Annotated in this window: 12 protein-coding genes and 1 pseudogene; 2 read left to right on the top strand and 11 right to left on the bottom strand. The window is 63.0% G+C overall.

Going from position 1 to position 13156, the window contains the following annotated elements:
• Positions 1-27 precede the first annotated feature (27 nt).
• Positions 28-240 carry a hypothetical protein gene (locus tag THIX_RS22985; protein WP_146748517.1) on the top strand — a complete coding sequence of 71 codons (213 nt, stop codon included), beginning with the start codon at positions 28-30 and terminating at the stop codon, positions 238-240.
• 123 nt (positions 241-363) lie between these two features.
• On the opposite strand, the gene THIX_RS11035 is transcribed toward THIX_RS22985, so the two are convergent.
• The 6 genes and pseudogenes from THIX_RS11035 to THIX_RS11010 all read right to left on the bottom strand — a co-directional run bounded on the left by THIX_RS11035 (position 364) and on the right by THIX_RS11010 (position 5961).
• On the bottom strand, positions 364-1806 hold the full coding sequence (locus tag THIX_RS11035) for a DNA cytosine methyltransferase (protein WP_233224516.1): 1443 nt from the start codon (positions 1804-1806) through the stop codon (positions 364-366).
• Positions 1807-2211: 405 nt separating this feature from the next.
• Positions 2212-2352 carry a hypothetical protein gene (locus THIX_RS11030; RefSeq protein WP_199195276.1) on the bottom strand — a complete coding sequence of 47 codons (141 nt, stop codon included), beginning with the start codon at positions 2350-2352 and terminating at the stop codon, positions 2212-2214.
• Positions 2353-2415: 63 nt separating this feature from the next.
• A pseudogene (locus THIX_RS11025) lies at positions 2416-2583 on the bottom strand (integrase); the annotation flags it as partial.
• Complete coding sequence (locus THIX_RS11020; RefSeq protein ID WP_158540858.1) at positions 2579-3118, bottom strand: S26 family signal peptidase; 540 nt, start codon at positions 3116-3118, stop codon at positions 2579-2581. The pseudogene THIX_RS11025 and the gene THIX_RS11020, both read right to left, overlap by 5 nt.
• 66 nt (positions 3119-3184) lie before the next feature.
• Positions 3185-5095, bottom strand: coding sequence for a type IV secretory system conjugative DNA transfer family protein (locus THIX_RS11015; RefSeq protein ID WP_112486280.1), 1911 nt, complete (start codon positions 5093-5095; stop codon positions 3185-3187).
• Positions 5096-5370: 275 nt separating this feature from the next.
• Entirely contained in the window at positions 5371-5961 is a 591-nt protein-coding gene (locus THIX_RS11010) for a hypothetical protein (RefSeq protein ID WP_112486279.1), read from the bottom strand.
• Between the two features lie 367 nt (positions 5962-6328).
• Here THIX_RS11010 and THIX_RS11005 point away from each other — a divergent pair, with 367 nt between their 5' ends.
• The gene (locus THIX_RS11005) at positions 6329-6826 is read left to right on the top strand and encodes a sugar O-acetyltransferase (RefSeq protein ID WP_112486278.1); all 498 of its coding nucleotides are present in this window, start codon (positions 6329-6331) and stop codon (positions 6824-6826) included.
• Positions 6827-6901: 75 nt separating this feature from the next.
• Here THIX_RS11005 and THIX_RS11000 read toward each other — a convergent pair whose 3' ends face one another.
• From THIX_RS11000 to THIX_RS10980, 5 genes are all read right to left on the bottom strand, one after another.
• Entirely contained in the window at positions 6902-9229 is a 2328-nt protein-coding gene (locus tag THIX_RS11000; RefSeq protein WP_112486277.1) for an ArdC family protein, read from the bottom strand.
• Between the two features lies 1 nt (position 9230).
• Positions 9231-9614 carry a hypothetical protein gene (locus THIX_RS10995; RefSeq protein WP_112486276.1) on the bottom strand — a complete coding sequence of 128 codons (384 nt, stop codon included), beginning with the start codon at positions 9612-9614 and terminating at the stop codon, positions 9231-9233.
• Positions 9615-9619: 5 nt separating this feature from the next.
• Positions 9620-11251, bottom strand: a complete 1632-nt coding sequence (locus THIX_RS10990; RefSeq protein ID WP_112486275.1) for an LPD7 domain-containing protein — start codon at positions 11249-11251, stop codon at positions 9620-9622.
• A 61-nt stretch (positions 11252-11312) separates the two neighbouring features.
• The gene (locus tag THIX_RS10985) at positions 11313-12137 is read right to left on the bottom strand and encodes a hypothetical protein (RefSeq protein WP_146748516.1); all 825 of its coding nucleotides are present in this window, start codon (positions 12135-12137) and stop codon (positions 11313-11315) included.
• Between the two features lie 192 nt (positions 12138-12329).
• Positions 12330-13154 (bottom strand): hypothetical protein, encoded by an 825-nt coding sequence (locus THIX_RS10980; RefSeq protein ID WP_112486273.1) that lies wholly within the window; start codon positions 13152-13154, stop codon positions 12330-12332.
• Positions 13155-13156: the final 2 nt, after the last annotated feature.

The following is a 13156-nucleotide window of genomic DNA, read 5'->3' as shown; positions in this document are numbered from 1 at the left end:
ACAAAGCGCGGCACAAATGCAATTTTCATGCCTGTCGTGCTGTCAACCGTCGATTCGATTGCCCTTGAATTTACCGGCGTTCCGTGGTCAATGTTGTCGCCAGAGAAGAAGATGGGCGAATTTATCCGTCGCAATCTTGCGGAACCCTGCTCAGGCTTGTGTCACTTCCACGGTTTTTGCAACGCCAACATGCTCCTCCACGAGGTGTCCATGCGGAGTGGGATGGACCTGACTGACTGATGATGCTGCGCCCGAGGTACGGGGCGAGCTTTGGGTTCGTGCTGGGGATCACGTCAAGCGTAGCGGCTTTTCGCTCGCTTCACTTACCTGCTTCGTTTCGGAGCCGCACTCGGCGCGCCGAGGTCACAAGCCTCGTGGGGAAGACAGGAACTTGTGGATCACCTTGGCGATCTTGCGGGCTAATAGCGGCGGGACGGCGTTTCCGACCTGCCCATATTGTTCGGTGCGCGTGCCTTCGAAGAAATAGTTGTCGGGGAAGGTTTGAAGCCTGGCGGCTTCACGCACCGTGAGGCTTCGGCATTGGGACGGATCGGGGTGAATGTAGTAGTGCCCGTCCTTCTTGATGTGTGCGACGACCGTCGACGACGGCTCGCCGCCAACTTGGACGCGAAAACGGTCTGCGAAGGGGATCTCCTCTGCGTCGATGTTGACATGATCTGGAAGAAGCTTGGGCGGGAAGTTGCGAAGCTTTGGTCCATAGGTCACGGCCTCGGCGAAGCAGGACGCGAAGAGGTAGCGGTAGAGGTCCGTTCGCATGTGGGACCGGGTCTCGTGTTGGATGACCCCGCCTAACCTTGGGTCCAGAATCCACTGCTGCAACTCCCTAGGCATGGCCCCGCCCGGAGCTTTCACCATCGGGATGAACCTAGCCCCTGCCGACATGTGGAGTTCCGCGTCGCTCGCTGCGATTCCCATCGCCTCTTCAATCGTGGCGCGAAGCTCCAAGTGCCAGCCTTTGAGGCTCTCGGGAGCCTTGCGTAGGGCCGAAACCCAAGCCTCGTGCGAATCCTGCTCCTTGGACAATCGGCTGCGAAGCGCGGGCAGTCCCGCCAACGCTTCGTTGACGCTCACTTTGTCGTTGGCTTTTCTAAGCAGGAACTGTTTGGGAGTCTCTTCAAGCGCGCTTGTCCCCAAGGCCACGTCGGATCGGATTCCGAAGAGGATGACCCGGTGCCGGCATTGCGGGATGCCGTAGAGCTCGCTTTTGATGACGAAGTCGACGGGGTCGAGCTCGTTGCCGTCGACCACAAGAGAACGCACCTGATAGCTCAACCCAGGTTTGGGTTCGGTCAAGTCGGAGAGGATTCTGTCGAATATGGGGCTGCCACCATGCTTCGAGTTGAGCATCCCTTTGACGTTTTCCATCACGAAGACCGAGGGCATGAACCGCTGGATGATCCGAAGGTATTCTGTGTAGAGGAAGTGCCTCTTGTCGCTTTCGAACGCGACGGGATCCTTGCCCCTCAGCCGAGATCGACCCGCGAGCGAGTAGGCTTGGCAAGGCGGCCCGCCAATGAGGACCCAATCGGATCGTTTGCCGATGGCCGAGGCTATCCAGGCGTCGACCTGCTCGTGGGGCGTGGCTCCGAGCTCGGCGCACCTTGCCTCGCTAGCAGCCTCGCACGCCGCCATGCGGATATCGCGGTGTGTCATGAACGTCTCGCGCGAGATGGCTCCGCGAACGTAGTCGTAATACGCTTCGGGGGCTTGCCCATTGGGAAACTTGCGAAACAGTGCGCGCAGCATCAAGGTCGAGTGCGCGACGGGGTCCTTCTCGATGGACACCTTGACGGCGAATCGCGGGCGCCCCTCCTCGTCCAAGAGGGACGAAAATCCTTCGCAAAGCCCCCCCGGCCCGGCGAACAAGTCGACTACGGGAATCTCACCCTGCCGCAACATCAAATCTTGTTTTCATTGGTATAAGGTCGCCGATATGCCCCGGCCGCAAGCGAGTCGGGCGCCAGCGACACGTTATAGCCTAATCTTCGCAGCTTTCGATCTTATCTGATCGTGCCCGCCTTCGTAGGCATCCATACTCGAGCGACTTGGTGATTCAAAGGGTCTCATTTCTTCATCGCGTCATGTGCTGCATCAGGCGAATCGCGAAAAACATGGCGCGTGTTCTTCTCCCAACAGAGAGTCACTCCGCCTGTACGGACTTGGAGGAATTCGGGGTTGCTGCGTCTGTTTTCAGTATGCGCTGGGATCACCCTGGATCAGGAGGTTTTCGGAAGCGTCGCCAAAGGTCTGTTCTTGGTGGCGCAGGTGGTAAGGCACGTCGCGCGACGTTTCCTTGGCCTGGTTCTTGTTGACCCAATCGAGGAAGGGCATGTGTGGTCTTTTCTGTCGTCAGGGGCAATGTGTTGGATATACCGGCGACGGTCTCTCGCCCTGTCAGCCCAGCCCTGCCTGCGCATCAAGCCAATCGCTCCACGCCTGCATCATCGCCGTGCGCTCTTCAAGGTGCTTGGTGCGGTTGTAGGCGCGGCCCAGCGGATCACGCACGGAATGGGCAAGCTGCGCCTCGATGACCTCGGGACGAAATCGCAATTCTTCATCAAGAGATGCGCTCTACAGCAAGCACTTCCGCGCGCTCCACAACCCCCCAATTTCTACTGTCAAACGAGTATTTCGGCAGCCCTGACCCATACGTCCAATACTGCCCAGGCCCAAGCTTCGTCATGCCGAAATCCATCGGCAACGTCAGACCCGGCCACAGGCGCGGATGCGCAATCGGTTCGCTCAAAGGCAGCATCCGTCCATTGATCGTCACCCCTGCTGCCATCACGTCCACCACGTCGCCTGGTAAGCCGACTACCTCCTTCAAAAATGGCGCGCCGCCATTCGGGCACGAACCAGGAACCATGAACGGCTCCAGATTCACAGGCGGGCAGAATGAAATCAGATCGCCGCGATGGATCGCTGTGTCTGAAGTAACAGGCGTCATGCGGTAGACCCCAACTGGCTCGCTCGGTGTGACGTTGATGCGCCAGCCTGCGGCGAAAGCCGAGCCGATGACCGACGCGACGACTGTGCCAGCGATCAGCGGCCAAGTAAGGCGGTTCCAGTGGAGGCGGCGCGAGAAGATGGTAAGCATGTTGTTCTCCAAATAAGAAAACCCGAAGCGCATCCGGGCGGGCCATGTGGATTCAACCGGCGCAGATCAATCCTTGCCCCTGCCTGTCGCTACAGGCGCCGCAATCGCGCACCGCGCCGCGAACTCCGGGTCTTCGTAGTAAATGATCTTCTTGGCATAGATCGGCGCGTGCCCGGCGACGAACACCAGCTCGTCCTCGGGCGGCAGGCGCATGCACTCGTCGGCCGTCAGCAGCGGGCGCTGCACGATCTGCTCGTTGGTGTTGACGTTCTGCAGCACCACGGCCAACCTGTTGCCCGAATACTGCCGCTGGGTGTGCTCCACCGTCGCGGTGCCCGCCATCTTCGACAGCAGCTCCGCCGTCTCGATCTTGTTGGGCGCGTAGGCGATGCGGATATGGCAGTTGCTGATGATGGATTCGTTCTTGGTGTAGGCCGCATACAACTGGCTCAGGTCCTGCACGATGAGCAGCGCCTTCATGCCGTAGCCCGCGATGAACGCCAACGCTTCCTGGAACACGTCCAGCTTGCCCAACGACGGGAATTCGTCGATGGCCAGCAGCAGCCGGTGCGGATAGCGCGACTTGCCACCGCCGGCGTCGAAGTCCATGCTCTCCGTCAGGCGCCGCACGGTCTGGTTCAGGATCAGGCGCAGCAAGGGCTTGAGCCGATCCTTGTCCGACGGCGACACCACCAGGTACAGACTGGTCGGCTGCTGCATCAGGGACTCCAGCGTGAAGTCCGACACCCGCGTGTTCTCCGCCACGATGGGGTCGCGGTACAGCGACAGGAAGGACAACGCCGTGGAGTTCACTCCAGACGCTTCGTTGCCCGCCTTGTTCAGGAATGACTGCGCCGCCTGTGCCGCCGCACGCCAGCCATGCGCCGTGAACTCGTCGGCCAGGCCATCCGCCAGGACAGCGTGCGAGGTGTCCTTGATCACCATCATCACCGCAGCCGACCCCTCGATCTTCGGACCGCCACCCCCACCCCCGCTCCCACCATCACCTCCTCCATCGCCCCCCGACAATTGCTCGGCAAGCTCCCGGATCGGTCCGCCGTCGGACAGGATGGCCTGCACCGTCGCCAGCGACTTGTCCCGGATCGGCTCATACAGCAGCACGAACAGGATCACGCCCGTCATCAGGTCGAAGCCCGTCTTCGCCCAGTGGTCGTTCAGCCCCTTGCCGTCCGGGTCGACGATCATGGTGGCGATGTTCTGCACGTCCTTGATCAGATTGCCGTCCAGCCGGATTTCGGCCAGCGGGTTGAAGCGTGCCGAGCCTGGGTTGGCCGGATCGAACTTGATACAGCGCTGCCCCAGCATCGTGCTGCGCCAGCCTGCCGTGAAATGCCAGCACTCGCCCTTGATGTCGTTGACCAGCACCGAGTGCTTCCAGGACAACAGGGTTGGCAGGATGATGCCCACGCCCTTGCCCGAGCGCGTCGGCGCGAACGCCAGGATATGTTCCGGCCCGGCGTGGCGCAGGTAGTGATCCTCGAAGTTGCCGAAGAACACCCCGCCAGCGTTCTTTTCTGTCGGCAGCAGGCCGGTTTCGGCCACCTCATCGGGCGAGGCCCAATGCGCCGAGCCGTGCAGGTCGTTCTTTTCACCCTCGATCTTGCGCGTGCGCCGGAACATCAGCGCCACCGGCAGGACGAGCGACAGGAAGCCGCCCACACCCATGATCAGGTGCGCATGCTCGAAGACGGTCATCACTGCAGCGCCATAGGCTGGCGAGTTGAATGTCCACGTCCACACCAGGATGTCGAACGGAAAGTACACAAACCGCCCGAGCATGGGCTTGCCCAGCGTGACGCTCCATTGCAGCGCCCAGGCGGTGTACTCGGTCGCGGCCCAGGACGACAGCAGGACGATCATCACGAACAGGCCGAGGGCCGTCCAGACGAAGCGTGTCATGTCCTTCTGCGCGCGCGGGATGTGATACAGCGTGGGTTGGTGTGAGGTTGCAGCCATGTTCTTTGCCCCTGGGGTTGAATGGCGTGGCGTTGTGTGGGCGGTGTGCATCAACAGCCCATGCCGCATCGGCGAAAGACGTTCCGATGGAGGCTTATCGCGAGGGGGCGCAAACCAAACGGAAGAAGCCCGCACGCGGCGGGCTTCAGGGAAGGTGTGTGGCCCGTGACGTGGGCCAGGCGGCGCGCACCCAGGCAGGATGCCCCACGCAAAGGGATTGAACCCGTTGCGCGCTGCCGCTGTTGCGCGTCACCTGCGGCTGGACGGCACAAAAATCAGAACGCCACGCGATAGCCGACCGAAAAGCGACCAACATCCGTGTTGGCGCTAGCCGAGGTTGGCAAACGCGTGAAGTCATCGGCGACCTGCACCGCGCCAGGCCCGGCGGTGAAGCCAAGACCCAGATCGGCGCCGGCATACGTGCCGTTTTCCGCGCCGGCAAGGCCCTGAACGCCGAACGTGCGAACCACCTTCATGCCACCGAACACCTGCACAGGGGCGGTGTTGGTCTGCGCCATGACGCCGACAGCCGTGTGATCCACGGCGAAAGCACCGATCCTGTCGTAGCCGAGTTCGGCGTAGGGCACCGCGACAACCCGTCCCACCGAGACGGGCAGATCAGCGAAACCGGAGAACTGATGTACATGCACACCCTGGCCGTGGCCTTGGGCGAAGTTGCCACCGACGAGGACGGAACCGAGTTGGTCGGAGACGCCGAGCACAGCTTCGGGCACGGACACAGACGAGGCGCTGCCAGCATGAATGTTGGTTGTAGCAATGCCAGCCGAGACGCCAAGACCGCCGGCAAAGGCAGCAGGGGCAAGAAAGACGGAGGCAAGGGCAGAGGCAAGGATGCGTTTGTTCATGATGAGTGCGGACGAGCAAGCGGACGACCCGCTTGCATGCGATGCCGAAGGGCCGCAAACCATGAAATAAAGGAGTATCTGGAATGGAGGGTTGAAATTGCTTGCTTGTTGGGATCGGTCAAGCGATCGGGCCGTTCACGGCCAGTTCCGTCCGTTCCACGTTGCCCGATAACATCCGCTGGAGCGACGGCCCCACCCCCAGACCTGCCGACGTGCCCTGGAATGAACTGCGCCTCGCAGGCGTGCAGGCACTGCGTTGCGAACAACGGATGAGTCTTGCATGGACACAAGGAAATCACCTGTGGTGACCCGCATATCGACGTCAAGCCCGAAGTGGAGCGCGGAGGTGGATCGCGTCAGGCGGTCCATGCGCCTGACCGCTGAACTGAACAAGCTTGCCTTCGATGATGCCATCAGGGTCAGGGAGATCTTCAGCGAGTTGACCGGTCAGGATGTCGACGAGACCTTCAGCCTGATCCCGCCATTCTATACGGCTGGCGGTACCAGGATACGGGTCGGGCGCAAGGTGTTCATCAACCAGTGCTGCACCATCTACGACATGGGCGGGGTGGACATCGCCGACCTCGTCATGATCGGGCCGAACGTGAACATCATCACCGCCGGCCACGCGCTGGAGCCGTCGCAGCGGCGTGCCTACATCGAGGCGAAACCAATCATCATTCAAAGGAACGTCTGGATCGCCACTGGCGCGACGATCCTTGGCGGCGTCACCGTGGGTGAGAATTCAGTGGTTGGAGCAGGAGCTGTGGTCACCAAGGACGTTCCGCCCAACACCTTCGTGGCGGGCGTGCCGGCAACCGTCATTCGCGCCTTGGAACAAGACGGCGCTTCTCGGCAAGATTGAAACCGCCCGCCAGTCCAGATAACCAAAAAACCCGCCGAAGCGGGTTTGCGAGGCGTGGAGCCGTGTCGCGCAGTCTTAACGCTCAAGCGCCTGGGCCTTGTTCGCCCGTGGGCGCTGCGTTTTCCGATCGGGCTCCACGCTTTTTGGTTCGCTGACCAGCAGCGACCGGGCGGCGCGCACCTGCTCCACATCAGCCTCGGGGATGCCGACATAGCGGGCATAGTCGTGGCCGCTGGGGTCGATGTGCAGGGTCTGGCGATCCGGCGCGGTGACCTCGACGACATGGCGCTGGTCGCTGCCGTCGTCCAGGCGCTCGACGCCACCCTTGCCAGCCAACCAGGACTGTGACTTGAAGAAATCCGCGGTGAACGCGTCGTACTCCGCCGCGGAGAGAGCCTTGGTGTCAACCACCTTCACCGCATCCGACCCTTGCGTCCCGGCACCCGGCAGGTTCACCACGTCGTCGCAGATGTCTTCGACGTTGCTCACCTTGCGCCAGAACATGGTTTTCTGGGGCGGGGCAAGCTCTTGAGCGGCTGGTGGATCGGCGGTATGCGCCCGCCGCACCTCGCTCTGGAACTTGTCCATCGCGGCGTCCAGTGCGGCTTGGCCCTCGTGCGCCGGCTGGTGCGCATCGATCACACCCGCCCACAGCTTTTGCAGCCCCGGATACTCCGCCAGCACTTGCGCAGGCGGCATGGATTTGCGCAGGAATTCAGGCGATTCAGGCTGATTGCCGTACAGGGCATTGTTCACCTCGCGCGCATGCACCTGGCGCAATGCGCCATCGATCGTCGGCCCATCGGCAAAGCCCAGCGACTCCTTGCCCATGAACACTTCCCATTGCCGCCCATGGCTCGGTCCCAGCTTTTCAGCATGCGCGATGCCAGCGAACTCCGCAAAGGTCAACGCATGAGGTTCTTGCGACAAGTCAATAACCTCCGGCCCGACAAGCTGGCCGACAAGCTGACCATCAATGCGATCGATCTTCTGCAACAAGTCCTGTTCCTGGCCCAGCACATAGTCCACCGCCTTGCCCGCCTCGGACGCCGCCCGGAACATCTCGTTCTTGTCCTGCTTCAATGCCTTGGCCCACGACTGCAGATACGCCGTGTGCTGGTCATCGTCGTGCGGGATGCCGGTCTCGGCCGCCATGAAGGCCGAGAACAGTTCGGCCCGCAGCTCTTCGCGGGCATAGCCCTCGGAGCCGAAGCGGTGGCCGCCGGTGATGCCCTCGCGGTTCAGGCGCTTCTCGGCGCCGGTGGCGTGGCCCATCTCATGCAGGGCGGTGCCGTAGTAGCCCTCGACACTCTTGAACGTGTCGTGCGGAGGCAGGGCGATCAGGTCTCCGGCCGGCGCGTAGTACGCCCGCGATCCCTGATGCACGAAGCGCACGCCGTCTTCCTGCATCGCCGTCATCAACTGCTCGCCACGTTCCAGCACAGGAATGTTCTGGCGCGGCGCCAGCGGCTCCAGCTTCAGCTTGTCGCACTGCTCGGCATTGAAGACGACGTAGTTGCGCCCCACCAGCAGATCCAGCGCGCGCTCGGCCTGCTTCCAGGAGTAATCCTTGCTGTCATGCTTGACCGTGAAAGACGCAGGCGGAACAACGGCGCCGCCGACCAGATGCACGCCGGCCGCATCGACGCCGCGCTTGCGATCGACACCAACGATGCGCCCCTGGTGAACAAGCTCCACATCGCGCCGCTGCCAGAACGGCTTGCTGTCCCAGCGCTCGATCATGACGCCTTTCTCGCCCTTGCGCACGTGGCCGCCGAGATCGTTGGACTGCTTAACCGTCACCCAGCGTGGATCGGCGTAGCCCTTCTCCAGCATCACCAGGCCCAGGATCACGCGATTGCCGCCCTGGTAATGCTTGCCCGACACCGCGTTGCGCGGCAAGCCTTGCAACGTGTGCCAGGGCTTGTTCCACGGCAATGATTGGCCGGATTCGATCGCCACAATCACCTTGTCGGTGAACTCCTGGCGGAAGTCACGTGCCGGGGCTTGCCCTGGTTCAATCCCTTCTTTTGCCCCTGCTGTTGGGTTCTCCAGATGGATGACCGGCTCGGGCTGAACCACGCCACCGGCAAGGTCCACCAGGTTGACACCGGCGTCGTCATCCGTCCTGCGTGCAACATCGGGACGCGGAAAATACGCAGGCTGCGGGCTCGGCAGATCAACCGACACCGCGCCGTCCGCGCCGAACGTGACGCTGCCGTCCGGCAACTCCCGGAACGCCGCAGCGATGACCCGTGCGTTCGCGGATCGATAGCGCTCGCCGATGATGTCGGCGAACTGGGGGAAGGTGTAGGTTCCAGGCCCCTTGTCGGCGACCAGAAACGCATAGGCCTGCACGCCCAGGCGCAGGTCGGGGTTCAGTTCCTCGATGGGGATGTTCATGTCACACCCCCAGGCCGACAGGCTCGATGCCCAGATCCAGGGCGTCCAGCAGCGCTTGGTCGTGCGTTCGTTCACCGCCTTGCGCCTCGTCCTGTTCGTTCACGGGCGCCAGGTCGTGATCGACGACGGCACCCAGACGTTGCGCATCACGCGCGGGGATTTCAAGGGTTACGGGTTTCATCATTTGCTCCTGTTTCACAAAGCGATTGACGCGCTGGATGAACACGCTGATCTCGCGCTCGATGCGCCAGGGGATGCTGTCCTGCCAGTCGTAGCCCGACAGGTTGCGGCCGACCCACTCGGCCAGCAGCCGAACGAGCCGGTCATCCTGGACGAGCGACTGGCGCACCAGCGCCTCGCGCTGCGCTTGCGTCCGTTCGCGCATGGCGATCAGAGTCCGATACCCTGGCCCATGTCCATCGTCTTGCCGGTGCGCCCGGAGCGGAAGACGGCGGGGCCGGGAAGTGCGACCTCTTCCGACTTGATCTCGCGCTTCTCGTCCTTGACCTCGCGGCCTTCCTTCTTGGCGGCGACAGCCTCCAGCTCTTCATCGACGTTGCGCACCCGCAGGCTCTTGGCGTCGGCATCCTGTTCGGCAGCCTGCCCCTGCGCGCGTTCGGCCTCGTGCGCCCTGGCGATGCTGGCGGCGACCTCTTCGTTTTCACGGGCGCGTTCGCCTGCGGTCCTGTAGGCCACGCCGATCACCGGCGCTAGCTCAGGACCGAGCGCTTCGCGGGTGCGGATCACGCGGTCGTCGCGCACGATCACCACGTCCCGCGCCAGTTCAGTGAGTGCGCCATCGCGGGTGAGGTTGGGCGCCAATTCCTTGAGCTTGCCCAGGTCGACCCCGCCGTCCGGCTTGCGCAGGTCAGCTTGCGCCAGCACGCGCAGCGCGGCATTCTGGGTTTCGCGGAACGCGGCCCCGGCAGCCAGCACCCGCTCGGCAGGCATCACCACCACGCCGTCGCCGTTGGGGGTCACCCCCAGCTTGTCGGCCTGCTCGATGGTGAGCGGATCGGCGCGCAGTTGCACCGGGCCGGTGCGCTCGGCAATCGGACGGGCCACCGCCAGATCGCCGGTGATGCCGCGCTCGACACTGGGCACGACCGCGCGCTTGAGCTGTGGGTTCAGGTCGCGGCCTTTCTTCCAGGCCATCAGCACTTCGGGTTCGCTGTTCTGCAGCGGGTAACCCAGACGGCCTGCGATCTCGGCGGCCTTGACCTTGAACGCCAAGTCGCCGGTGAGCATCAAACCTTTTTTCAGATCGAACTTCTGTGCCGAAATCTTCAGCGCCGCCCCGATGTCGCGATCATCGTTGCGCTGCACGTCCAGGCGGGAGCCGCGATCATGGATCACGGTGCGCAGGCCGCGCTTGTAATGAATCTGGCCGTCCTGGTCGATGCTGTGCACCAGGTCGGCCAGGGTTACGGCCTTGGGTGGCACACCGCCGAAGCCTTCGATGCCGGGATCAGGCGCTTTCCTGGCTTCTTCCAGCAAGGACTCCAGAACCGGGTCGCCAGGGTTGTCCTGCGCCTTCTCGCCCAGGAAATCGACCCAGCGGGCCGGGCGCGGCATGGTCTTGTCCATGTCGCGCGCTGCGGCATCCTTGCGCGCCTCGAAGTCTTCCACCAGCGCGGCGGTTTCTTTCGCCAGGACACTGTCATGCAGATGCGCAGCCACGCCCTCGGCGGTCAGGGATTCAGCCCGCTTGGCGCGGGCATCCTCGACGTCGCCTTGCAGCTTCATCCAGCGTTCGCGCCAGTCGGCATCGAACCCATCAATGGCGGCGTTGCGCTCGGTGCGCGCCGGGGCGCTCAGTTCCTCGTACTCGTGCAGCAGATCAAGGCGCTTGTGTTGCTCCACCGACAGGTCGGGGTCGGCAGCCGCCGGCATGGGTGTTGCGGCCACAAGATCAGGGGCAATGGAAAACGTGGCGGCAGGAACTTCCTGCGCTTCGGGTTTCGGTTCGGCGTCGGCTTTGGCCTGGTCAACCAGGTTGTCGAGGGTGTCGAGTGCGTTCATGGGGTTCTCCGGTTTCCGACATGTGCGGGTGATGGGCTTATGGTGTGGACACGGCAAACCGCTACCGCCCCACTTCCGCCTCGGGCTGGCGCTGCGCGACAATCTGACGGCCGTTGTTGAGGGTCACGGTTGTGAGGGTCACGGTGGGGATCGGCACCTTGTCCCACTTCGCCGCGTTCAGCACGGGGTCGCGGATGGTGCGCTTGGCAGCGCCCTGGATCGACCGATCGCGCTTGGCTTCGTCCAGCATGTTTCCCGGCGCGGGGAACAGCTTGTTGCCCCACTTGCGGGCTTCGGCCATCACGCCCAGCAAGTTCTTCTGCTCCGGGCCATAGTCGATCTGCGCCACCTTGCCATCCACGGCCTTGGCCGCCTCGCGCGCCGCGAGCCTGGAGGCATGCGAGTTGTCGGGCACGACCACGATGTCCTTGGCCATGAGCGTGTTCTTGGCGAACTCGGCCACGGCCTTCATGTTCTCCGGGGTGAACGCCGGCATGACGATGGCGCGCTCGCCGGTGGCGTGATAGATCGCCAGGGCTGATGCGACGGAGTGGGTGACCACCACCTGACCACCGAATTCGACGGGATCAGGCGCATCCCTGGCCGTCATCGGCTCGCCCAGCATCATCTTGAAGCGCATGGCCTCGGTTACCGGGATGATGGAGAACGATCCGGCGCCGAATTGCGAGCCGGGATAGACCGCGGCCTTGTCGGGGTTGACCTCGACCTTCTGCGCGCCGTCCAGACGCATGGTGTCGCCCTTGATGCGAAACATCGGCACGACGAATTGCGCCGGCTGACCGCGCATGGCGGCGGCCATCGCCTGGCGGGTGGATTCGGGGCTTTGCTTGCCGAAGTCGGCTTCGAATGCGGGGTTTTTGAACATGGTGGTTTCCGGGTTAGCGATGCCAGCGGCAAGTTGGTGCATGGACGCCGCGCGCCCCATGCCTGGCGCCTAGGGTTTGGCGTCCGCAATGGGCGCGAGGACAAGCCGTGCGTGCGCAGCGCTGACATGCGCATGGCGCAAACCCTCATTGCGCTGGCTTTTGGAGTCAGTTGATGGGGGGGTCTATGGGCTTCAGCGCTCGATGTCGTTTCCGCCGAAGCGCACCTGCGCTTTACGAAAATCAATGCTGTCACGAGAGACTTTTTGTGCCGGTGTGACGCATTGCGCAGCCTTCAGCGGATCGAGAATGTTGTGCATGATGAAGTCGTACCTTGCGCGTTCCGCCGCCTGCGGATCTGGCGTTGGCCGCGCTCGGTCTCGCTCGTCTGCTGCTTGTGTTGCGTCGACAAGCCCATGCATCAGGTTGATTTGGGGCGCCGTCGGGTTCATGCCGGTCACCTTGCCGCTGACGGCGTGGGCCGCAAGCAGCGCGGCCTGTCGCGACGCGGGGGTGTTGTCGGGAAACAGGACGATGGCGGCCTTGTCGCCCAGCACGCTTCTGGCATAGGCCGCGGCCGGGAGCATGTTGTCGGGAGTGAGCGCGCACAGCACCGGCTCGCCGGTGGCGTGATGGATCGCCAGGGCCGATGCTGCGGAATGCGCGATCACCAGGCGCGGCGATTGGGTGTCGACCAGGTTGCGCACGTCTTCCGGTGGGATCTCTTCGCCGGCAAGAATCTTCTGCCGGATGGTGACAGCCAGGCCGCCGGACGCGATCAGGCCGAACGCGTTCGACATCCGTGAACCGGGGTACACATGACAATGATCGTGATCGGGGTTGATTTCGACCTTTTGCGCGCCGCAGAGAACCAGATCATCCGTGCCGATCACCCGATGCAGAACGGGGATCGCGAACGTGGCGCGTCCGCCGGCAACCACGTAGTGCAGTTGCTTGTCAAATTTCTTGTGGTTGAGCGTGTCGTAGAGAGCATCAAAATCAGCATTGATGTAGGTCATGG

The organism is Thiomonas sp. X19, from assembly GCF_900089495.1.
Taxonomy (GTDB): Bacteria; Pseudomonadota; Gammaproteobacteria; order Burkholderiales; family Burkholderiaceae_C; genus Thiomonas_A.
The sequence above is the reverse complement of the archived record's forward strand: the minus strand, read 5'-3'. Positions and strand labels throughout refer to the sequence as shown.